Origin of the sequence: Ruegeria sp. Ofav3-42 (assembly GCF_022347725.1) — a bacterium.
GTDB lineage: Bacteria > Pseudomonadota > Alphaproteobacteria > Rhodobacterales > Rhodobacteraceae > Ruegeria.
In genome coordinates, this window is record NZ_JAKRGB010000005.1 from 225395 (window position 1) to 247124 (window position 21730).

The following is a 21730-nucleotide window of genomic DNA, read 5'->3' on the forward strand; positions in this document are numbered from 1 at the left end:
GTGAACGATATTGCTGGAACCAAACCTGCCCTCAGATGGGTTGTCCACGCCTCGGTCATCTTCCTTGTGGTTCTGTGGGTCGTGCCAACTCTTGGGCTGTTGATCTCATCCTTCCGCACAGCTGACCAGATTGCGACCAGCGGTTGGTGGCGGTCGTTGTTTCCGTCCGAACAGAACCTGACTCTGCGAAGCGCGGCCCCTGATACACAGGTGCAGGAAAACGGAATGTACGTGATCGAGGGCAACGTCTTTGGTGACGAAACCAAAGCCACGATTTCGAAATGGGGTGTCAGTTCCAGGGCCGTTGATGCGTTCACCCCCGGAGATACTGCGGAATTGCGCAAAGGTGGGACAATCACTGTCGATGCCAACGGAAACTATCGGATGCAGAACTCGGAAGAGTTCACCGGTAGCCGTGGGTCGCGTGTCTTTGTAACGGCTGAATTGCCCCCTGAGTTTACCTTGGACAATTACCACAAGGTTTTGCTGGCCGAGGACAGCACTGACAGCATGGGGCGAGCATTCTTCAATACGCTGACTGTAACAATTCCGGCCACCATTATCCCGATCCTCGTAGCAGCTTTTGCGGCATATGCCTTGGCGTGGATGGATTTTCCCGGACGAGCGCTGCTGATTGCCGCCGTCGTGGGGCTGCTGGTCGTCCCACTGCAGTTAGCCTTGATCCCGCTTTTGAAATTTCACCTCAATATCGGCATTGGCAAAGGGTATCTGGGGGTTTGGCTTGCCCATACCGGTTTCGGGATGCCGCTGGCGATCTACCTGTTGCGCAACTACATGGCAGGACTGCCCCGAGACCTCATCGAAAACGCGCGGGTCGATGGCGCGACCGAGTTTCAAATCTTCACCAAGCTGATCCTGCCGCTTAGCTTTCCGGCACTGGCATCATTCGCGATCTTCCAGTTCCTCTGGACGTGGAATGACTTGCTCGTCGCCAAGGTCTTCCTGATCGACGCATCGGGTCAAACCACTGTTATGACCAACCGCATCGTCGAGCTTTTGGGTACACGCGGTGGTAACTGGGAAATCCTCGCCACGGCGGCTTTTGTTTCGATCGCCGTACCGCTGGCTGTCTTCTTCGCAATGCAAAAATACCTGGTCCGTGGCCTGTTGGCCGGGTCCGTCAAATAGAGGCGTCTGATGAACGTGCAGAACACCGTGGAACTCAAAAACGCAACCAAAGCACTCGCCGACTGGTGGCGCGGCGGCGTGATCTATCAGATCTATCCGCGCAGCTTTCAGGACAGCAATGGTGATGGAATCGGAGACTTGAAAGGTATCACCCAGCGCTTGGAATACATCGCCTCGCTGGGCGTTGACGCCATCTGGATTTCTCCGTTCTTTAAGTCGCCGATGAAGGATTTCGGGTATGACGTCAGCGACTATCGCGATGTCGATCCAATGTTCGGAACCATGGAGGACTTTAAAGAGCTGCTGGACCACGCGCATGGGCACGGTCTGAAGGTTATGATCGATCTGGTGCTGTCGCACACATCGGATCAACACCCGTGGTTCAAAGAAAGCCGATCAAATCGCGAGAATTCCAAGTCCGATTGGTACGTCTGGGCTGATCCCAAACCTGATGGCACACCGCCAAACAATTGGCTGTCGATCTTTGGCGGTTCTGCCTGGCAGTGGGACTCGCGGCGTCTGCAGTACTACCTGCACAATTTCCTGACGTCGCAGCCTGACCTGAATTTTCATTGTCAGGATGTGCAGGATGCCTTGTTGGATGTAGCGCGGTTCTGGTTGGATCTGGGCGTCGATGGATTCCGACTGGATACCATCAACTTCTATTTCCACGACGTGCAGCTGCGCGACAATCCCGGCCTGCCTATGGATCAGCGCAACGCCTCAATCGCGCCGATGGTTAATCCGTACAATCACCAGGATCACCTCTATTCCAAGAGCCGGCCTGAGAACATTGCCTTCCTTGAACGGTTACGAGCGCTGACCGACGAGTATGATGGCCGCGCCTGTCTGGGCGAGGTCGGTGACGCGCAGCGCGGGCTTGAAATCATGGGCGAATACACCAGCGGTGATAAGCGCATGCACATGTGTTATGCGTTCGAGTTCCTGGAAAAGCGCGCATTGACGGCGACTTACGCCAAACAGGTTTTCGACCAGCTGGAAGAGAAGGCTGGCGACGCGTGGCCGTGCTGGGCTTTCTCGAACCACGATGTACAGCGCCATGCGTCCCGCTGGGAACTGGACGACGCGGCGCTCCGCCAGCATGCAGTTCTGATGATGTGCCTTCGAGGTTCAGCTTGCCTGTATCAGGGCGAGGAACTGGGCCTGCCCGAGGCTGACGTTCCTTTTGAGCATCTGCAAGACCCCTATGGCATTGAATTCTGGCCAGAATTTAAAGGACGCGATGGCTGCCGAACGCCGATGGTTTGGGCCGCGCAGGACGAGCAATCCGGTTTCACCTCAGGAACGCCATGGCTGCCGGTTAGCCAGACGCAGGCTGACCAAGCAGTCGACCGGTTGGAGCAGGAGGCGAGCTCGATGTTGCATCACTACCGCCGCGCCATCGCACTGCGCCACGCGCATTCCGCGCTGATGTCTGGCCAGCAGAACGACATGAAGCAGTCCGGTCCAATCCTGACGTTTATGCGCGAGGACAGCGCCGAACAGGTGTTCTGCGCGTTTAATCTGGGATCTGAATCAGCAGAGGCCACTCTGCCGGACGGCGAATGGCAGGTTATCGGGGAGGAATTGGGCAGCGTCGTAGGGGCGGGTACAGTGACCCTCGGCGCGGCCCAATTCTGTCTGATGCAGCGAGTGCAGGGGTAAGCTATGTCGGAACTCAATCTCACGGATGTGGCGAAGGCCTACGGCAATGTTGACATCCTTCAGAACATTAACCTCGACATAGAACGCGGTGAATTAATTGTATTTGTCGGCCCCTCCGGCTGCGGTAAATCTACTCTGCTGCGCATGATTGCGGGGCTCGAAAAGATTACCGGCGGGACGCTGGAGATCGAAGGGCAGGTCATGAATGACGTGCCCCCGGCCCAAAGGGGCATTGCAATGGTGTTCCAGAGCTACGCGCTGTACCCGCACATGACGGTGCGCGAGAATATGGCATTTGCTCTGAAGATCGCCAAAATGCCGTCGGACGAGGTTGACGCAGCCGTCGAGCGCGCTGCCCGTATTCTGCAGCTGGAACCGTTTCTGGATCGCCTGCCCAAAGCGCTTTCCGGTGGTCAGCGCCAGCGGGTTGCCATTGGTCGCGCCATCGTGCGTGATCCGAAGGTGTATCTGTTTGATGAACCCCTTTCTAACCTCGACGCCGCTTTGCGGGTCGCCACGCGGATCGAGATCGCGCGTCTTAAAGAGGCGATGCCGGACAGCACGATGATCTATGTCACCCACGATCAGGTCGAGGCGATGACTTTGGCAAGTCGGATCGTGGTCCTTGCCAATCAGGGGATTGCTCAGGTCGGTACGCCGCTGGAGTTGTACGAAACGCCTGACAACGAGTTTGTCGCGCAATTCATAGGCTCACCCGCAATGAACCTTTTGCCCGGCGTCATCACGCAGACCGGAGAGCGAACCGTCGTCAAGCTTGATGGCGGCGGAACTGCGGTTTCCACCATCTCTACAACTGAGGCAGACGAGGGAAAGCAAGTGAACATCGGGGTTCGCCCCGAGGATTTTCACCCTGTTGACGCCGACGCGATTCTGGAAGGCGTCGTGGATTTCACCGAAGCTTTGGGTGAGGTCACACTGTTATATTTCGCGGCGAAAGACGGCGAGGACGCCACAATCGCCAAATTGCCGGGCGTTCAGAAGAATATGCGGGGGCAAACGGTTTCCGTATCAGCAGAGCCGGATAAGGTTCACCTGTTTCATCAGGGGATTTCCATGCGGCAATAACCCCGGCCTAAGCCAAGCTTGACAAGTGCATCTTTGCCGTTTCAAGCTGTTTGAAACGTTTCAATTGGCTATGGCACCCGTCTATGCGAGTTTCGGCGCAGCTTTACACCGTGCGGAAAGCTGGGGATTTAGAGACCCAGCTTGCATTGGTTGGTGACTGCGGGTTTACCGATATTGAAACCATCGGGTTCCACGGCAGCTCACCAATGAAGGTCGCGCAGCTGGCTCAGCAGGCGGGACTTACAGTTCGGTCCGCACATTTTGATTGGATCGAATTCGAAACCCGCTTTGAAGAAATAGTGGACCTTCTACAGCTGTTGGGTTGCCCTGTGGCCGTCATGCCCTGGTTGGCGCCCGAAGAAAGACCCAACACATCTGAAGGCTGGGTCAGGATGGCGCGGCAACTGTCCGAATGGGCCGCCGGGTTGTCGCATCATGGGGTTCGCCTAGCCTATCACAACCATGATTTTGACCTGTTGGGGCGAACTGGCGAAACACCGTTGGACATCATCCTGTCGCATCAGAACCTGCACTGGCAGCCCGATCTGGGATGGCTGGTTCTTACTGATCCAAACCCGGTGGAGTTGCTGCGCAGGTATTCCGACAAGATCGTTTCAGTTCATGCCAAGGACGTCGACCCGTCAGGCGGGCAGGGCGATGAACGTTGGCGCAACTTGGGTCACGGGGTGGTCAACTGGGCTTCGGTTCTGGATGTTTTGGCCGCCAGCAATTGCTCCGATCTGTTTGTCGAACATGACGAAACGCCGAATGCACTCAGGACTTTGCGAACCGGGCACAAATTTTTGTCGCATCATTTGCTGGCAGGGGCAGGGTAATGGCCCGTGCGACGATCAAATCGATCTCCAAAGAAACCGGTTATTCGGTTGGGACAGTGTCGAACGCGTTGCGAGGGTCAGAGTCAGTCAGGGAGGAAACGCGAAAGGAAATTCAAGCCGCAGCCGCCCGACTTGGCTATCGCGTGAACATGGACGGACTGAAACTGCGCACCAATAAATCCTATCGCGTTGCGGTTCTGGTCAGTGTGTCCGCCGATGCGGAAGAAGAGTGGGAAGGTGTGGAATTCACCCGAATTCTGGCGGGGATTTCAACTGCTCTGAAAGGCTCTCAGTATGAGCTGAGCGTTTTCAATGTGGCCGACTTGGAAGACGCGATGGAGGCATTAAAGAAGATCGTTCATCACGGACTTGCTGATGGTGTCATTTTTTCGGGAACACTGCATCACGATCCCCGCATCGCGTTTCTTCAGCAAAACGGGTTTCCGTTTGTCACAATGGGTATGAGCGACGGCGAAACCCCTCATGCCTATGTAGATATCGACAGCCAGGCAGCCGCTTACGATGCGACTGAACGGTTGCTGCGATTGGGGCATCGGCGGATTTCTTTAATCAACCCACCTTCCGACCTGATCTACGCGACGCAACGCCAACAGGGGTACGCGCAGGCATTGTCAGCCGAGGGTTTACCTTTAGATTCGTCATTGATCTTCAACGGGCCGACAACAGCGCGGACAGGGCGGCGAGCCTTTGAGGCAATGATGCAATTGGCCGTTCGTCCCACCGCGTGCATTTGTGCAAACGAAGCAATGACTCTTGGTGTTTTGTCCGCCGCCCACAAGGCAGGCGTCAGCATCGGGCAAGACCTGGTCGTCATTTCAACAGACGACCTGCAACTCAGCCGATACTTCGTTCCGCCGCCCAGCACCTATTATGTCCCAATCGAGGAAACCAGTCGTCTGCTGGGAGAATTCATCCTGAAGGCACTAGACGGGGCGAAACCTTCCGAAACTCAAAAAAAGATCAGGGCCAACCTAATCGAGCGGCAACCTGACACCCCTGCGCAGACAACAGCGCGCACAACATGACCCAACAGAGGAGTAACCGAAAATGATCAAGAGACTATTGGCTGCGGCAGCAGTGACTGCCGTCTTCGCGCCGGCGGCGTTTGCTGCCGATCTTGAAGGACGCGTACTTAAAATAGGCACCGACGCCACTTATCCACCCATGGAAACCGTTGACGAGACGACCGGGCAGATCGTGGGTTTCGACGTCGATGTAATGAACGCAATCTGTGAGCAGGTTAACTGCGTCCCGAACTTCGTAAACACTGCATGGGACGGTATCTTTGCGGCGCTTCAGCAGGGTGAATTCGATCTTGTTATTTCGGGCGTTTCGATCACGCCGGAACGCGAGGAAAGCATGGACTTTTCCGAGCCGTATATCGTCGTCAGCCAGGCAATCCTGTTACAGGTCGACAATGCGGACATGACGTTGGACGATTTCAAGGCTGGCGGGCAGAAACTGGCTGCGCAAACGGGAACCACCAACGCGCAGTTGGCCGAAGAACTGGTCGGGCGCGAGAATGTCAGCCTGTACGACAACTTTTCGGCCGCGATCCTGGCACTGCAAAATGCGGATGTGCAGGGGGTCATCATCGACGGCACCTCGGCCGCAGCATATGAACAGGAATTTGCGGGCGAGCTGACCGTAGGAATCACAGGCCTGCAGTCTGATCCGCTGGGCATCGTATTTCAGGAAGGCGACGCCACAGTTGACGCCATCAATGAGGGGCTGGCTGCCATCAAAGCTGACGGCACGCTGGACAAGCTGGTCGCAAAATACTGGGGCACGGAATAACCGCCCACAGCTCAAGTGACCCGACGGCGGACACCGTCGGGTCAATTCTCAGCAGAGAGGTTTCATGTCGCGTCTAAGCTCGATCCGCCCGAGCAATCTTGTTCTGCTCGCCGCCGCCCCGTTCATCGTCTATCTGTTTGCAACATCTTCAAAATACCTCAGATCGTTGACGGCGATCCTCGGGATTGGCGACAATGCCGGACCGATTTTCATCGGGTTCCTGTTGGTACTTTTCGTGGCCATTCTGGGTTACCTCAGCGCGCGTGCGGCTAGGTTTTCGGATGCCGCTCCGCGTTGTTTGCGTATCATAGCGGCTGTCGCGTTGCCGGCGGCTGCCGCGCTTGCTGTCCTGAGTTTTGTGGCGCCCCACACCCTCATGCCATTTGCTGAATCTGTATTCTTTCACGCACTTAGTGAGAATACTTCAACTTTAATTGACCGGTCCTCGCAGCCGTGGGTGCTGTTTCCCGACGTCGTAGCGCGGGTTCAGTTGGGGCTTCAGGTGATTTTGATGGTCTACGCGTTCCTCATTGCGGCGATCGCGGCAAGCGGACACCTCCCATCAAAGGTTCAGGCAATCACACAGCTCGGGTTCGAGATCCTGACTGGCGCGACGCTGTTCTACCTTCTCTTCATGGCGCATTGGCAGTTTGCAACAGGCGTCGCGATCACTTTCAGGGCGGCTATTTTCGCATATATATTTGCGGCCATTCTGGGCTTGATTTGGGTCGGGCTGCAGTCGTTCAAACCCAAGACACGTACTACCGTGGTCTACGGGTCCATCAGTCTAACGCTGCTGGCTGTGTCGGCTTTCTTTTTCATGCAACCACAGGACAACTACGTGCTCGTGGGCAGCACCGAAGCCCGCATCGCAATTGTGCGTGGTACGCCGCAAGCCCAAGCGGACATCATCCGCTTTGGCGAGTTCGAAGGTGGTGGCGAACAAAAATACCGCATTCGCAGCGCGACCGACCCGGCCAGCGCACTTGAACAAATCGAAACCATCGACAGCGTGTCTGGTGCTTTTGTTCCGGTCGAGACGCACACGCAGGGCTATCCAGTGATCTGGCAGACCAGCTTTCTACCGGACAAGTACCGAAACCCAGCGCTGACTTTTGCCGTTCTTGGCTTTCTGCTTTTGACCCTGACTGTAGGTGGCGCGCAGCACGAATTGCATCCGTTGGCAGTCGGGTCTGAGTTTTTTGTCGATACGATCCGGGGCATTCCGATGCTGGTGATCATCCTTTACATTGGTCTGCCTTTGGCAGGTGCGGTCAAGGATGCGACGGGCGGCGGCATCGACATGACCAACATGACACGCGGTGTAATTGCCATTTCCGTCGGATACTCCGCCTATATGGCCGAGATTTTCCGCTCGGGCATCGAGGCGATCCCGCGCGGGCAAATCGAGGCGGGCGGATCACTTGGCCTGTCGCGCTGGCAGACCGCACGGTTGATTATCCTGCCGCAGGCGTTGCGCATCGTGACACCTCCGCTGGGCAATGAGTTCATTGCCATGATCAAGGACACGTCGCTGTTGTCCATCCTGTCGGTGCGCGACATGACCCAGCGTATGCGAGAGTTTCAGGCGGCCAGCTTCCTTCCCTTTGCGCCCTTTAACACGGCGGCAATACTTTATGTTGTGATTACATTGGGCTGCGCGAGTTTCCTAAAGTGGATTGAACGGCGGACCGCAAGGGAGGACAGATGAGCAAGCTTGAACTTGGTGTTTGCTATTACCCTGAACAGTGGGACAGGTCGCTGTGGCGCGACGATGCTGAGCGGATGGTCGAAATGGGGCTCGACTGGGTGCGCATCGCGGAATTCACATGGGGGTTGGTTGAGCCCGCGCGAGGCCAGTTTAATTGGGCTTGGTTGGACGATGTGATCGGCATTCTGGGCGAAGCCGGTCTGCGGGTCATGATGTCGACGCCCACGGCCTCTCCGCCGAAATGGCTGATCGATGAGCACCCCGAGATATTGCCGGTGGATTCCGATGGCCGAGTCAGAGGGTTCGGATCCCGCAGACATTATTGCTTTTCCAGCAATGTCTACCTCACTGAGGCTCAACGGATCGCGACCGAGTACGCTCGTCGATATGGTCAAAACCCACATGTACACGCCTGGCAGATCGACAACGAATACAACGATCATGATACGGTCCTCAGCTATTCGACAGCGGCGCGGGACGGGTTCAGAAGATGGTTGTCAGACCGATATGGCACCATCAAAATCCTGAACCAAACTTGGGGCACAGTGTTCTGGGGATCGGTCTATTCCAATTTCGATCAGATCGAATTGCCCAACGGATTGGTTGCAAATCCTAACCCCACCCACGCGTTGGACTTCATGCGTTACTCTTCCGACCGGGTTCGCCTGTTCAATCGGGCGCAGGTGGACATTCTGCGCGAGTTTTCTCCGGGTCGGGACATTACGCACAACTTCATGGCGGGGAGTTTCGAATTCGACCACCACGCTGTTGCTAAAGATCTGGATATCGTGGGGTTTGACAGCTACCCGCTGGGCAATCTTCTGGGTTCCACCCTGTCCGATGATGACAAGCGCCGATACCTTCGAACCGGTGCACCTGATTATCAGGGTTTTCATTGCGACCTCTATCGCAGTCAGGGCAATGGGCGCATGTGGGTCCTGGAGCAGCAACCCGGCCCGGTAGATTGGGCGTCCAAAAACCCGTCTCCTGCTGACGGAATGATCCGGCTGTGGACATGGGTCGCATATGCGCACGGAGCCCAAGCGGTGATGTTCTTTCGATGGCGTCAGGCAAAATACGCGCAAGAGCAGTTTCACACTGCGTTGTTGCGATCGGATGGCAGCATTGATCAGGCGGCGATCGAACTGGCACAGGTTGCCGCCGAACGCGCCGCGTTGCCACCGACCGAACGAAACCGCGCACAGGTGGCCATGCTGCTGGATTACCCATCAATCTGGGCGGCAGATATACTGCCCCACGACGAGGACTTTCCTAACGCTCATATTGCGCGGGAGTGGTACGCGGCACTGCGTTCCCTTGGGGTCGATCTGGACTTTTTGGGTCCGGATGACGATTTCTCGGGGTACGCTTTGATCGTTATTCCGCAATGCATGATTGTTTCCCCCGAGCTGGCTACCAAACTGAAGGGATGTGATGCGCGCCTCCTGATCGGTGCCCGCTCGGGTAGCAAGACCGAGAATATGCATACGCCAGGGAATCTGGCCCCCGGACTATTGGAATATCTGACAGGCGTGAAGGTTCTGCGGGTTGAATCACTGCCCGATCTTGCAGGAGAATCAGTGCGCCTTGCGGATGATACGACGCATGGGTTTTCAGGCTGGCGAGAGATTCTGGAAACAGATGCCACAGTGACAGCACATTTTTCCAGCAAATATAGGGACGGCAGCCCTGCCATTGTCCGTTCGGACAAGGCAACTTATTTGGCAGTGGTTCCCCGTAGTTCGTTGTTGAAATCTGTCCTGCAAGAGGTTCTGGACTGGGCGAAAATTCCCGTCTTGGATTGTTGTCCTGACCTTAGGATCACGCGTCGTGGTAAACTGGGTTTCGCCTTTAACTTTGGGGATACAGAGCACTGTCTGCCTGCGAGCGAAACGCGCAATTATCTTGTCGGCTCGTCATTGATCCCACCTTGTGGGGTTTCAATCTGGGTCGGTGAAACTGCGAACTGATCTAAAGCCGTCGGCAACGTGAAAGCGCCAACTGGATATATGAAAATTTTCAACTGTCACTTTTGGCCTGACAATGCCGCCGCAAAGTTCTAGCGTGACAACCATAACAACAAAACAACACAGTCCAATAACGGGAGATCCTAATATGGCTGAACGGAAAAACCTTTCCAGACGCTCTGTCCTGAAAGGCGCGGGAGCGGCTGCTCTGGCTGCGCCTCTATATAGCAAGAGCGCGCTGGCATCTTCGGGTGAAATCAACATTCTGATGTGGTCGGACTACCTGCCACCCGCTTTCCTGCAAGAGTTTGAAACTCTGACCGGAATCAAGGTGAACTATACCGGGATCGGGTCGAACGAAGAAATCATCAACAAGATGAAGGCCACCAAGGGCCAGGGCTTCGACATCGTCTCGCCGACCAACAACCGCTCGCTGCAGTGGGAGCCGCTGGAGCTGCTGCAGCCCTTCGATATGAGCAAGGTTCCGATTGATCTGGTGAATCCTGCCATGGCGCAAATCGGCACCGACGCGTGGAACTTTGGTGACAGCGGCGTGCACTGGCTGCCGCATATCTGGGGCACCGAAGGCATCGCCTATCGCACCGATCTGTGGCTGCCGGAAGGCGACGCGCCGTCTTATGGCGATGTCTGGTCGGAAGAGAACGCAGGCAAGACCATGGGTCGCGCGCATTCGATGATGCTGGGCGCGGGCCTGTATATGGAACGCTCGGGCGAAATGGAACCGGGCTCTGTCTGGGCCGCATATGGCGACGAAGAAACCATGCGCAAAGTTTGGGGTCAGATCACTGACTGGTGCATCGAGCGGAAGAACCGGATCAAGCTGATCTGGAACGATGCCGATACCCAGAAAAACGGCCTGCTGAACGAAGGCGTCGTCGTTGGTCAGACCTGGGATGGTCCGCCGCTGGCGCTGAAATCGGCGGGCGAGCCGGTCCACTATCAAGCCCCGGTTGAAGGTGCGATGGCATGGGTGGACGGTATGTCGATGCCGACCGGCGCACAGAACATCGATCAGGTCTATGCCTTCATCGATTTCGCGTATCAGGCCAAGCCTGCGGGCGTTGCGATTGACAGCCATGGCTATAACTCGCCCGTTCTGGGTGCCGACCAATATGCTGGCGACACCTACAAAAAGAACTTTGCCGAAGCCTATCCGGGCGACTCACTGGCGAACCTGAACCCGTGGCCTGCCGAGGCTCCTTGGTACGCCGAGACCCGGACCGAGTTCGTCAACAAGTTCAAAAGCGCCTAATCGCTTTGAAATCCTGCCCTCCGCCAATGTGCGGAGGGCTATGAACCCGCACGCCGTGACGGCGTGACGGATCCATTTTCGGCGCGAAGGGGAAGCGCGCCAGACGGAGATACCAAAAATGAGTGCAGGGGTCGGTGTAGATCTTGAAAACCTGTGGATCCGTTTCGGAGACTTTGTCGCCGTTCGGGACGCCAATGTGAACATAAATGGGGGCGACTTCTTTTCGTTCCTCGGCCCCTCAGGCTGCGGCAAGACAACGATCCTGCGTGCGGTTTCGGGCTTTTTGGACCCCAGCGAGGGCAAAGTTCTGATCGGCGGAAACGACATGCGCGGCATCGGACCGAACAAGCGCCCAACAGCGCTGATCTTTCAGAACCTTGCGTTGTTTCCACTGATGAAAGTCTGGGAGAACATTACGTTCTCGCTTGAAATCAAAGGGGCCAGCACAGCCGAACGTCGCAAGCGCGCCGATGAGCTTTTGGACATGATCGCGCTGCCAGGGCAGGGCGACAAACTGCCGAGTGAACTATCAGGTGGTCAGCGTCAGCGTGTCGCCATCGCCCGCGCCCTGTGCGCCGAGCCTGATGTGCTGTTGCTGGACGAGCCACTGTCGGCGCTGGACCTTAAGCTGCGTCAACACATGCGCACCGAATTGCGCGAGATCCAGCAGCGGGTCGGCATCACCTTCATTTACATCACGCACGATCAGGGCGAGGCGCTGACCATGTCGGACAACATCGCCGTTATGCGGGCAGGGGTGATCGACCAGATCGCAGACGGCAAGACCATCTATAACGATCCGAACACTGCGTTTGCAGCGTCATTTGTTGGTGAAAACAACGTGTTCCGCGGCAAGATTAAACAAGTTATGGGTAATGAGGCGCTGATCGCAACTAACCGATCAGGTGATCTGGTGGCACGTATCTCGACCGCCAATCAGGGCAAGCTGAAAGAGGGTGATGACGCCATGATGTTTATCCGCCCGGAAGCCTTTGCAATTGCCCCGGATGGCGCTTCAGGCGACCATTTCGTCACTGCGCGCGTCACTCATGAAGAATTCGAAGGCAACGTCTTCAACATCTTCACCGAAGGTGATGGTGGTAAAGAGATTAAGGTGTCTCTGCCGAACCTCGGCCAGTCCTTCGAGGACCACACCGGTCAGAACATCACGCTGGAATACGAGACCCGCAATGCGGTATTGGTTCCGGCTGGTGAACTGGCTGCGGAATAAGGAGGCCAGACAATGCCCGGCTTCCTGAAGGAATTCTTCAACCGCAACGGCACCGGCATGGGGCTGGCGATCTTGGGTTTGGTCCTGTTCTGGACCATCGGCCTGATCATCCTGCCCCAGTTGTCGATGCTGGATTTTTCGTTCCGTCCGAACCTGCCGCCGCCTGAAATTGGTGGGCCTAAGGACGTATACACTCTGGAGAACTACAAATACCTGATCTACGGCCCCGAGGGCGGAAGTCAGTCTTACAATGCTGTCGACCTGCGGGTCTTCTTCCGAACGCTGATCGCAGCGGTCTGTGTGACGATCTTCAACCTGATAATCTGCTATCCGATCGCCTATTACCTGGGTCAGTCCAAGGGCAGCCATATCCGCATCTTTGCGATCATGTTGATCATCCCCTACTGGATCAACGAAATCCTGCGCGCCTTTGCCTTGCGGATCATCTTTGGCGAAACAGGCGTATTGAACACTTTGTTCATGGGGCTAGGCATATTTGATACACCCTTTGACTTCATCCGCAACGACATCGCGCTCTATGCGGGCCTGGGCTACGCCTACATCCTGCTGATGATCTTTCCGATGTATAACGTGATCGAAAGTCTGGACGGAAACCAGATCGAGGCCGCGCGTGACCTTGGTGCACCATGGTGGCGGATCCACTGGCGGGTGGTTATTCCCTACGCCAAGCCGGGCATCAGCTCGGGCTGTACGATGGTCTTCATGTTGAGTGCCGGTGCGCTGGCTGCGCCACAAATTCTGGGCGGGCCCTCGTCCCTGTGGTTCACGCAGCTGATTTATCAGCAGTTCAACGATAACAATGACTGGCCGCAGGGGGCCGCCTACGCCATTGTGCTGCTGGTGACCTGTATCCTGTTCGTGCTGGCGGTGATGCGCCTGTTCAAGGTGAACATGGGGGATATCGGGAAATGAATAATTCCTTCCTTCGTGTAAGCATCTGGGTCTATCTGGTCATCTTCTTCCTGTACCTGCTGGGGCCGTTGGTGATCATGTCGGTCACGGCGTTCAATTCTTCGGCTTTCCCGAGGATGACGCCGTGGGAATGCCTGACCTTCCAGTGGTTCGGAGAGTTGTTTCAGGACCAACGTATCCTGAACGGCATCAAGAACTCGCTGATCATCGGAGCCGGGACGGTTGTCCTGTCGGTGGCCATGGGGCTGGCAGGCGCGCTGATGTTGACCCAGATCTGGCCTAAGCTGAGGGCAACCTATTACACCGTCATCATCGCTCCGATCCTGATCCCGGGTGTGGTTCTGGGTATCTCGACGCTGGTGTTCTGGGACCGGATCAACCGGATGCTTGGGTTAGGCGCGGACAGTTTTTTGTCAAACGGCATCTTCTTGACAGTAATCGGCCAGTCCACCTTTATCGCCAGCTACTGCATGTTGGTGTTGGTGGCCCGTCTGCAGCGTTATGACGTCGCCCTTACCGAAGCGGCGCTCGACTTGGGTGCAACCCATGCGCAGGCATTCCGCAAGATCCTGCTGCCGTTCATGCGTCCCGCGATTGCGTCGGCGGCGGTGCTGGCGTTTCTCGCCTCGTTCGAGAACTACAACACCACCACATTCACCTTTGGTGAATACCCGACGCTGACGATCGAACTGGCGCAGAAAGTCCGCTATGGCATCACGCCTGCAATCTCGGCCCTGGCCTTCCTCATCGTGGCATTGACGGTGTTCTTTGCTCTGCTGAATGAAGCCAAGCTGAAACGTCAGGAGTTGGTGGCAGCAGCTCGCAAGAAGGCAACGGTTGAGGAACTGGCAGGCAAGATCAAACTGCCCAGCTTCTTTTCCGGTAACATGGCGGCCGTTTTGCTCGTCGTGTTTGCCGTTGCCACGATCACCGTGGTTGGCACCGCGACGGCCTATAACCCCGGCCAGTGCATCGCCAACGTCAAAGAGCAAAAACGTCTGGAAGCCGAACAGCGCATTCAAGAGCTGCGCAAGCAGCGCGAAGAACAGCGCAAAAAGCGTGAAGCGGAAGAAGCCGAACAGGGTGGCGCACAGCAATCCGCGCCTAAGCCGTCTAACAACAGTGGCTTTGGCAATGTGTTCGCCCCGAATTCTTTGGGCGGTGATGCAGAAGAAGAGGGTTCAGATTCTGAAACTCCGCCGTCTAACAATGGCGGGTTTGGTGGGGCGTTCGACCCCAACAGCCTTCAATCTGACCAATAGGTCCAGTGTCTGAATAACGAAATGTGCCCGAAGAGGTTTACCCCTCTTCGGGCGTTTCTTTTTTCACGATCGCAACGCCGCAGGCGTCAATGACATGACCGTTCCACGCGACCGGTTGGGCGTTGTAGTTGGTCAGGAAAGTGTGGGTAGCAGTATCGCGCCGGCGCAATCCCTCAGGCATCGGGTTCAGGGCAACTCGTGTCTCTCTCGCGGCCATTTCAATAACCCGGTCCCACAGTGCCTCATCCGGAAAACCCGCCAGATACCAAAGGCCGTTTTCGCCCATCAGAGCGGGTGTTTCATCATTAAACCTTAGCAGGACGGGAGCTGAGCCGGATATCCGATCAATCCAATGCCGCGCTGCGCCGCCCCCCTCGACCGGGCGCTGAACGTTGGGCGGCAGGGTCTCGACCAGATCGACATCGCAATTGAGATCGGTCAAACCCGGTCGACCTGTTGCCGGGATCTGGAAATCATGTGTGATTGCACCGCTTCGCGGTCCAAGGATGACCAGATCGCCCGCTTCGGTGAGCCGATGCTCCAGATCACTGTCCAATGTCGCAAGCCCGGGGGCAAGGATGATTGCATAGCCATTGTTCGGGACGTCGGTTGGCGAAATGAAATCAACAGAGAGACCAGCCCGTCGCAGAGCCCGATAAGCAGAGAAGACCAATCTGAAATAGTCAAACCCGGTGCCCTGCGGCTGTATTGCCCATGCCCAGTCGGATGCATAGTCGAACAAGATGGCGACCTGTGCCGCTGTCTGAACCACTTCACCGAGGTCTGCCAGCGCGTCAGCTGTCTGTTTCGCCTCGGTCAACCCAGGGGCCGGACGGTTGTTCGGTGTCAACAAACCCGCATGCATTTGCTCTTGCCCGAAAGGCGCTTGCCTCCAGCGAAAATAACTGACGACCTCGGCCCCATGCGCCACGGCCTCAAGCGACCAAAGCCGCACCATGCCGGGTAGGGGGGCCGGATTATAAGGCGCCCAGTTCACCGGGCCGGGTTGCTGTTCCATCACCCACCAACGTCCACGGCCGACTGCGCGGTACAGGTCATGATGAAAGGCCTGCATGTCCGGGTCGCCCTGTTGCAGGAAGGCAGTTTTGTGTGCCTCGTCAGCTTCCAGCCGGTCGGACAGGAACCCGATCGGATAGCTGTCCCATGTGGCGACATCCAGATCCTTGCCGACTTTGAAATGGTCGAAATCCAGAATCCGCCCCATGTAGTTGTGCAACAGCGGTGCATCCGTCAAAGGGCGCAGCACATCCACCTGAGCCTTGTTGAAAACAGCCACCTGATCCGAGCTGAACCGCCGGAACGCCAGCACATGCGCCGGGTTGGGTTCGGTCACTGTCAGGTTGGGTAAATCGATCTGGTCGAAATCGCCGTATTCCATTGACCAGAATATGTTGCCCCAAGCCTCGTTCAGCGCGTCAATAGTGCTGTATTGGTCCTTCAGCCAAAGTTGAAAGGCGCGCAGAGCAGAGGGGCTGTAGCTGACTGTGGTGTCGTGACATCCATATTCATTGTCGATCTGCCAAGCGGCGACATGAGGGTTTCGTCCATAGCGTTCACCCATGATCCGGGCAATGCGGACGGATTGCTCGATATAGCCCGGATGGCTAAAGCAATAATGCCTGCGCGACCCGAATTTGCGGGCGTTGCCCAAGGCGTCCACTGCCAACATGTCTGGATGCTTTTCGATCATCCAGCGCGGGGGTGTCGCTGTTGGGGTCCCTAAGACCACTTTCAGACCGGCGTCACCCAGCGTTTCAATCGCACGGTCCAGCCAGTCAAAATGCAAATCGCCGGGAACGCGCTCCATCCGGCTCCATGCGAACTCGCCGATCCGAACCCAGGTCAGCCCTGTTTCGACCATAAGAGCTGCGTCTTCGGCCCATTTGGCTTCGGGCCAATGTTCCGGGTAATAGCAAACGCCAAGTTCTGGTTTCATAGAAGGACTCTGTGTTCCGATTGACCCTTGCTGACGCCCATGGCGGCAAAGGTCATGCCGTTGGTTGGTTGGGTTCTTAATGCATCGGCATCCAGACCTTCGCGAGCCGTAGTGCAGAACAAGGTTGTCAGATCTTCTCCGCCGAACGCAGGGCATGAGGTGTGCGCGGCCTGAAAGGGTACCGCCCGCAGAAACCGACCATTCGGATCGTATGCGGCAACGCGGTTGGCGCCCCATTGGGCTATCCAGACGTTGCCTTCAGCATCAACAACCGCGCCATCGGGATAAAGTCCATCGTCTCGCAAATCGAGAAATACAGTGCTTTCGCCTTCAGGCCAGCCAGAGTCCGGGTCAAGAGACCAGCGCATAACCTGTTGCGTGACCGTGTCCGCATAAAATGCGCAGGATCGATCCGGTGCAAAACAGATTGCGTTCGAAATTGTGACATCCGGCACCAACTGGCGCAGCTCTCCTTTCCAGAACCGGTAGATCGCGCCTGCCTTGTGTTCCGCGTTCTTGCCCATCGTTCCGATCCAGAACCCGCCCCAAGGGTCTGCGCGCCCGTCGTTGGATCGCGTAACAGGGTTGTCCAACTCAAGCGGAACGATCAGGTCTTTTTGGCCGCTAACCAACCCAAAGCGCCAAAGCCCGGTTTCAGAGGCCATCAACAACGTATCGCGGTCCACCCAACCAGCGGCCGAGACATGCTCGGAAAACTGCCAACTGTGCTGTTCGCCTGCGTCTTGCGTCATTAGGCGCTTGTTGGCGATGTCAAACCAGAGCAACTGTCGCCGTTCCGGATGCCACAATGGACCTTCGCCAAGCTCGCATGGACGGTCGTCAAAAACAGAACTCATCCAGCGGCCTCATCGTAGGCTGCGATGATCCGATTTGCCCGATCCGCAACATCAGCAACGGCCATTCCAGGTTTGAACAGCGCCGATCCGATGCCGAAACCATCGGCGCCGGCCTCGATCCACTCGGCGAAGTTTTCCGGACCCGCGCCGCCGACCGCGTAAACAAGAGTTCCGGTTGGCAGCACCGGCCGTAAAGCGGCTAAACCGGTCGGGCCGGCCATGACGCCAGGAAACAACTTCAACCCAGTAGCACCAGCCTTGAGAGCGGCAAACGCCTCGGTTGGAGTATAGACGCCGGGCCAGCTCTGCATATTCATTGCGACAGAGCGACGGATCACATCGGTGTCGCAGTTTGGGGAAACGATCAGTTTACCACCGACGCCCGCAACCGCCTCAACCTGTTCGGGAGTCAGTACAGTGCCGGCACCGATAAGGGCTTGGTCGCCAAATTCTGTGGCCAACAAAGCAATGCTGTCCAACGGGTCGGGAGAGTTCAGAGGTACCTCGATTTTATCAATGCCTGCGTTGATCAGGGCGCGGCCCACGTCCACGGTCTCGGAAGAGTGCAGGCCGCGCAAAATTGCAATGATAGGGCGATTCATACGGTTTGCCTCGTTAGGTTCCGGGCCTGCGAAAGACCAGCCAAGGTGCATTGCGTGGCATTTGCAGTTTCCACGAAGGCCCCCTGAAGTTGCAGCGCGCCGGCATAGATTTGGGAGATACCGTCAGCCCCGATAATCGCCAGTTGCTGCCCCAGCCAATAGGGGCGCGTTGCGGCCAATTCCGCACCAATCAATAGCCCCGACAATCGGGACCGGGCGGTTGCCTTGTTCTGATTGTGCAGCAAATCTGCAGCGCGCAGGCCAAACAGGCGCGCGGCCAATTGCTCGGGCTTCGACAGCGTATCAGCGGCGGCTTCGGCAAAAGCGGCCTCATCCCAACCGTCGCCGACCGAGTGTTTCAATACCGATTGCTTGCTCAGAAGCTCAAACATCTCGCCGGTCATGAAGGTTCGAAAACTCACGATTTCTCCGGCGCTGACCTGAACCCATTTCGTGTGGGTCCCGGGCAGGCAGATGACGCCGTCCCAGTTCTGATGGTTTGCCAGAAATCCGGCTATTTGGGTTTCCTCACCGCGCATGACATCCGGCGGCGCGTTCTGTTTCAGACCAGGAACTACAAATGCCCGTATACGAGCATCGGTATTCGGCACGCGAATTGGTGCTACCGGAACCGGGGCGGAGGGAACGGCCGAGTACGGCGCCTCAACCCAACCTTGCCGCGCGCCGACCATGCCACAGGCTACAACGTCAACGGGATCGGCACCCAACCAGTTTTCTATCATTTCCAGCAATGACGATTGAAATTCATCTTTTCTGAGCCGCGCCATACCACGGTCAGACTGGGCCTGAGCCATGATCGTTTCCCCCTGCATCGCCCAGACGCGCAGATGAGATGTTCCCCAGTCGACAGCAATCCACTCTGCACTCATGGCTTCACCCCGTTACTACGACGCCGCCATCCACTGCCGTGCACTGGCCGGTCATCGCACGGCTGGCATCGGAGGCAAGGAACAAGGTCGGCGCAATCATGTCTTCGGGCGTCAGATGTTCTTTTAGGCATTGACGGTCCATATGCGCAGCCAGATCCTCGGGCGTGGCCCACATGTCCAACTGCTTTTGAGTTAAAACCCATCCTGGGGCCAATGCATTCACTCGGATTTTTTTTGGCCCCAACTCACGCGCCAGCGAACGGGTCATTCCGGTAATCCCGGCATTTGATGTCGTGTAGATAGGATAGCCAGAGTTGCCCATCATATAGCTGATCGAGCTGAAATTGACGATTGAGCCGCCCCTGCCTTCCATTTGGCGCGCTGCCTCCTGACAGGCAAAGTAATAGGCTTTCAGGTTCACCTCGATCATCCAATCCCAGAATTCCGGCGTCGTTTCCTCTAGCGAGTGACGCTTGTCGTTGGCTGCGTTGTTGATCAGAACGTTTAGGGGTCCATGTGCCGCGGCCGCTTTTTGCATCGTTGCATGCAGCAATTCCGTATCCGTCATGTCGCCCTGCATGAACAAAGGCGCGCGCCCGTGTTTGTCGCGCATCTCGTCGACGAACCCGCTGGCGTCCGAGCGGCCAATGAAGGCTACATTGGCGCCCTGCGCCAGAAATCCGTCTGTAAGCGCAGCACCAACACCGGACCCGCCGCCGGTTATATAGACCGAAGCGCCGTTCAAATCGTGAAAAGTGGCTGGTTGATCCATCAGTGGCTCTCTCTGGTCACAAGGCGGGTGTCTTTGCCGACAAGGAAATCAAGGTCTGCACCCTGATCCGCCTGCAGCACGTGGTCGATATAGAGTTTTGCGTAACCGCGGGTGTAGTGCGGATTGTCCGGTTGCCATGCAGCGCGGCGCGCGTCCAGTTCCTTTTGTTCGACCAGCAGTTCCAGTTCGCCCTTACTTTCTGAAACGCGGATACGATCGCCGGTTTTGACCAGCGCAAGCGGACCGCCAGCCTGTGCTTCGGGGCTGACATGCAGGATCACGGTTCCAAAAGCGGTGCCAGACATGCGGGCATCTGAGATGCGGATCATGTCGCGTACGCCTTCCCTGACCAACTTGGCGGGGATCGGCATGTTCCCGACCTCTGGCATTCCGGGATAACCTTTTGGACCGCAGCCCTTGAGTACAAGAATGGTCTCGGGCGTCACCGGCAGATCGTCCCGGTCGATATTGGCCTTGAGGTCCTCGATACTCTCGAACACGTAAGCTTCGGCTTCGGTTTCCAACAGGGCATCCGTTGCCGCAGAAGGCTTCACAATAGCTCCGTTCGGTGCGAGGTTACCACGCAGGACACGCAGACCAGCGGCGGGTTTCACCGGGTCATTGAAGGGGCGGATGACGTCTGTGTTAAAGCACTCGGCACCTTCGTAGTGGGCCGAGATATCCTTGTTCAGAACAGTTTTTGCCGGGCGCAAAAAGGACTTGAGTTCTGACAATACAACGGGAACGCCTCCGGCATAACAGAAGTCTTCCATCAGGTATTTGCCCGAGGGCATGCAGTTCACCAGCAACGGAATCTCTGACCCGATTTCGAAATCCTTGAGTGTCAGGTCCACACCCACGCGCCCAGCCAGTGCCAGCAGATGTACAACCGCATTGGTCGATCCGCCCACGGCAGCGTTGGCCAGAATGGCGTTTTCAAATGCCTCTTTGGTCAAGATGTCGGAAGGTTTCAGGTCTTCATCCACCATTTCGACGATCCGTTTACCGGTCAGATGCGCCAGCGCCATGCGGCGGGCGTCGACGGCGGGCAGGGCAGCGTTGGTGGGCAGGCTCATGCCCATCGCTTCGACCAAAGACGCCATTGTCGATGCGGTGCCCATGGTCATGCAGACACCCGCGCTGCGCGACATTCCGGACTCGGCATTCATGAAGTCTTTAAGGGTCATTTCTCCGGCGCGCACGGCTTCGGAAAATTTCCAGACATCCGTCCCCGATCCAATATCTTTGCCACGGTACTTCCCGTTTAACATCGGCCCTGAACTAACGACGATCGCAGGTAAATCGACCGATGCGGCTCCCATCAATTGCCCCGGCGTGGTCTTGTCACATCCACCCAGCAGAACGACGCCGTCGATGCCATAAGCGCGGATGGATTCCTCGACATCCATCGCCAGAAGGTTGCGGAACAACATGGCAGTGGGCTTCATTTGCGTCTCGCCCAGTGACATCACCGGGAATTCAACCGGGAAGCCGCCAGCCTCCCACACGCCACGCTTAACGCCTTCGGCCAAGTCGCGCAGGCCCGAGTTGCAGGGCGTGAGTTCGGACCAGGTGTTGCAGATGCCGATGATGGGGCGGCCATCAAAGGCGTGATCCGGGAAGCCCTGGTTCTTCATCCAAGACCGGTGGATGAAACCATCCTTGTCCAGCTTGCCATACCAATGCTGGGAGCGGCGTTTTTTTGTCATTGTTTCAGCCTT

The 21730-nt window shown here is 56.7% G+C and carries 18 protein-coding genes; 12 read left to right on the forward strand and 6 right to left on the reverse strand.

Going from position 1 to position 21730, the window contains the following annotated elements; genetic code table 11:
- From MHN28_RS10075 to MHN28_RS10130, 12 genes are all read left to right on the forward strand, one after another.
- Positions 1-1149, forward strand: coding sequence for a carbohydrate ABC transporter permease (locus MHN28_RS10075; protein WP_239338598.1), 1149 nt, complete (start codon positions 1-3; stop codon positions 1147-1149).
- Between the two features lie 9 nt (positions 1150-1158).
- Entirely contained in the window at positions 1159-2814 is a 1656-nt protein-coding gene (locus MHN28_RS10080) for an alpha-amylase family glycosyl hydrolase (protein WP_239338600.1), read from the forward strand.
- 3 nt (positions 2815-2817) lie between these two features.
- The gene (locus MHN28_RS10085) at positions 2818-3900 is read left to right on the forward strand and encodes an ABC transporter ATP-binding protein (RefSeq protein ID WP_239338602.1); all 1083 of its coding nucleotides are present in this window, start codon (positions 2818-2820) and stop codon (positions 3898-3900) included.
- A gap of 83 nt (positions 3901-3983) precedes the next feature.
- Positions 3984-4736, forward strand: coding sequence for a sugar phosphate isomerase/epimerase (locus MHN28_RS10090; RefSeq protein WP_239338604.1), 753 nt, complete (start codon positions 3984-3986; stop codon positions 4734-4736).
- Complete coding sequence (locus MHN28_RS10095; protein WP_239338607.1) at positions 4736-5782, forward strand: LacI family DNA-binding transcriptional regulator; 1047 nt, start codon at positions 4736-4738, stop codon at positions 5780-5782. Before MHN28_RS10090 ends, MHN28_RS10095 begins: the two co-directional genes overlap by 1 nt.
- Positions 5783-5804: 22 nt before the next feature.
- A complete protein-coding gene (locus MHN28_RS10100; protein ID WP_239338609.1) occupies positions 5805-6554 on the forward strand; it encodes a basic amino acid ABC transporter substrate-binding protein in 750 nt (249 codons plus the stop codon).
- A gap of 64 nt (positions 6555-6618) precedes the next feature.
- On the forward strand, positions 6619-8265 hold the full coding sequence (locus tag MHN28_RS10105; RefSeq protein WP_239338611.1) for an amino acid ABC transporter permease: 1647 nt from the start codon (positions 6619-6621) through the stop codon (positions 8263-8265).
- Positions 8262-10235, forward strand: a complete 1974-nt coding sequence (locus tag MHN28_RS10110) for a beta-galactosidase (RefSeq protein ID WP_239338613.1) — start codon at positions 8262-8264, stop codon at positions 10233-10235. The genes MHN28_RS10105 and MHN28_RS10110 overlap by 4 nt, the downstream gene beginning before the upstream one ends.
- A gap of 145 nt (positions 10236-10380) precedes the next feature.
- Complete coding sequence (locus tag MHN28_RS10115) at positions 10381-11505, forward strand: extracellular solute-binding protein (protein WP_239338615.1); 1125 nt, start codon at positions 10381-10383, stop codon at positions 11503-11505.
- A 118-nt stretch (positions 11506-11623) separates the two neighbouring features.
- Entirely contained in the window at positions 11624-12736 is a 1113-nt protein-coding gene (locus tag MHN28_RS10120) for an ABC transporter ATP-binding protein (protein ID WP_239338617.1), read from the forward strand.
- A gap of 12 nt (positions 12737-12748) precedes the next feature.
- Positions 12749-13669 (forward strand): ABC transporter permease, encoded by a 921-nt coding sequence (locus tag MHN28_RS10125; protein WP_239338619.1) that lies wholly within the window; start codon positions 12749-12751, stop codon positions 13667-13669.
- The gene (locus MHN28_RS10130; RefSeq protein ID WP_239338621.1) at positions 13666-14931 is read left to right on the forward strand and encodes an ABC transporter permease; all 1266 of its coding nucleotides are present in this window, start codon (positions 13666-13668) and stop codon (positions 14929-14931) included. Before MHN28_RS10125 ends, MHN28_RS10130 begins: the two co-directional genes overlap by 4 nt.
- Before the next feature lie 37 nt (positions 14932-14968).
- Here the strand turns inward: MHN28_RS10130 and MHN28_RS10135 are convergent, their stop codons facing one another.
- Genes MHN28_RS10135 through MHN28_RS10160 form a run of 6 tightly spaced genes read right to left on the reverse strand, consistent with a single transcriptional unit; the run spans position 14969 to position 21718 of the window.
- Entirely contained in the window at positions 14969-16888 is a 1920-nt protein-coding gene (locus MHN28_RS10135; RefSeq protein ID WP_239338623.1) for a beta-galactosidase, read from the reverse strand.
- On the reverse strand, positions 16885-17745 hold the full coding sequence (locus MHN28_RS10140; protein WP_239338625.1) for an SMP-30/gluconolactonase/LRE family protein: 861 nt from the start codon (positions 17743-17745) through the stop codon (positions 16885-16887). Before MHN28_RS10140 ends, MHN28_RS10135 begins: the two co-directional genes overlap by 4 nt.
- Positions 17742-18347 carry a 2-dehydro-3-deoxy-6-phosphogalactonate aldolase gene (locus MHN28_RS10145; RefSeq protein WP_239338628.1) on the reverse strand — a complete coding sequence of 202 codons (606 nt, stop codon included), beginning with the start codon at positions 18345-18347 and terminating at the stop codon, positions 17742-17744. The genes MHN28_RS10140 and MHN28_RS10145 overlap by 4 nt, the downstream gene beginning before the upstream one ends.
- Positions 18344-19237, reverse strand: coding sequence for a 2-dehydro-3-deoxygalactonokinase (locus tag MHN28_RS10150; RefSeq protein WP_239338630.1), 894 nt, complete (start codon positions 19235-19237; stop codon positions 18344-18346). The genes MHN28_RS10145 and MHN28_RS10150 overlap by 4 nt, the downstream gene beginning before the upstream one ends.
- 4 nt (positions 19238-19241) lie before the next feature.
- Entirely contained in the window at positions 19242-20009 is a 768-nt protein-coding gene (locus MHN28_RS10155) for an SDR family NAD(P)-dependent oxidoreductase (protein WP_239338632.1), read from the reverse strand.
- Positions 20009-21718 carry an IlvD/Edd family dehydratase gene (locus MHN28_RS10160; RefSeq protein ID WP_239338634.1) on the reverse strand — a complete coding sequence of 570 codons (1710 nt, stop codon included), beginning with the start codon at positions 21716-21718 and terminating at the stop codon, positions 20009-20011. The genes MHN28_RS10155 and MHN28_RS10160 overlap by 1 nt, the downstream gene beginning before the upstream one ends.
- Positions 21719-21730: the final 12 nt, after the last annotated feature.

Excerpts from the sequence above, each read along its gene's own strand:
- MHN28_RS10145 (WP_239338628.1), bottom strand. The coding sequence starts at position 18,347 with ATGAATCGCCCTATCATTGCAATTTTGCGCGGCCTGCACTCTTCCGAG.
- MHN28_RS10130 (WP_239338621.1), top strand. The coding sequence starts at position 13,666 with ATGAATAATTCCTTCCTTCGTGTAAGCATCTGGGTCTATCTGGTCATC.
- MHN28_RS10160 (WP_239338634.1), bottom strand. The coding sequence starts at position 21,718 with ATGACAAAAAAACGCCGCTCCCAGCATTGGTATGGCAAGCTGGACAAG.
- MHN28_RS10100 (WP_239338609.1), top strand. The coding sequence starts at position 5,805 with ATGATCAAGAGACTATTGGCTGCGGCAGCAGTGACTGCCGTCTTCGCG.
- MHN28_RS10090 (WP_239338604.1), top strand. The coding sequence starts at position 3,984 with ATGCGAGTTTCGGCGCAGCTTTACACCGTGCGGAAAGCTGGGGATTTA.
- MHN28_RS10105 (WP_239338611.1), top strand. The coding sequence starts at position 6,619 with ATGTCGCGTCTAAGCTCGATCCGCCCGAGCAATCTTGTTCTGCTCGCC.
- MHN28_RS10115 (WP_239338615.1), top strand. The coding sequence starts at position 10,381 with ATGGCTGAACGGAAAAACCTTTCCAGACGCTCTGTCCTGAAAGGCGCG.
- MHN28_RS10095 (WP_239338607.1), top strand. The coding sequence starts at position 4,736 with ATGGCCCGTGCGACGATCAAATCGATCTCCAAAGAAACCGGTTATTCG.
- MHN28_RS10110 (WP_239338613.1), top strand. The coding sequence starts at position 8,262 with ATGAGCAAGCTTGAACTTGGTGTTTGCTATTACCCTGAACAGTGGGAC.
- MHN28_RS10085 (WP_239338602.1), top strand. The coding sequence starts at position 2,818 with ATGTCGGAACTCAATCTCACGGATGTGGCGAAGGCCTACGGCAATGTT.
- MHN28_RS10140 (WP_239338625.1), bottom strand. The coding sequence starts at position 17,745 with ATGAGTTCTGTTTTTGACGACCGTCCATGCGAGCTTGGCGAAGGTCCA.
- MHN28_RS10120 (WP_239338617.1), top strand. The coding sequence starts at position 11,624 with ATGAGTGCAGGGGTCGGTGTAGATCTTGAAAACCTGTGGATCCGTTTC.
- MHN28_RS10135 (WP_239338623.1), bottom strand. The coding sequence starts at position 16,888 with ATGAAACCAGAACTTGGCGTTTGCTATTACCCGGAACATTGGCCCGAA.
- MHN28_RS10080 (WP_239338600.1), top strand. The coding sequence starts at position 1,159 with ATGAACGTGCAGAACACCGTGGAACTCAAAAACGCAACCAAAGCACTC.
- MHN28_RS10125 (WP_239338619.1), top strand. The coding sequence starts at position 12,749 with ATGCCCGGCTTCCTGAAGGAATTCTTCAACCGCAACGGCACCGGCATG.
- MHN28_RS10150 (WP_239338630.1), bottom strand. The coding sequence starts at position 19,237 with ATGAGTGCAGAGTGGATTGCTGTCGACTGGGGAACATCTCATCTGCGC.
- MHN28_RS10155 (WP_239338632.1), bottom strand. The coding sequence starts at position 20,009 with ATGGATCAACCAGCCACTTTTCACGATTTGAACGGCGCTTCGGTCTAT.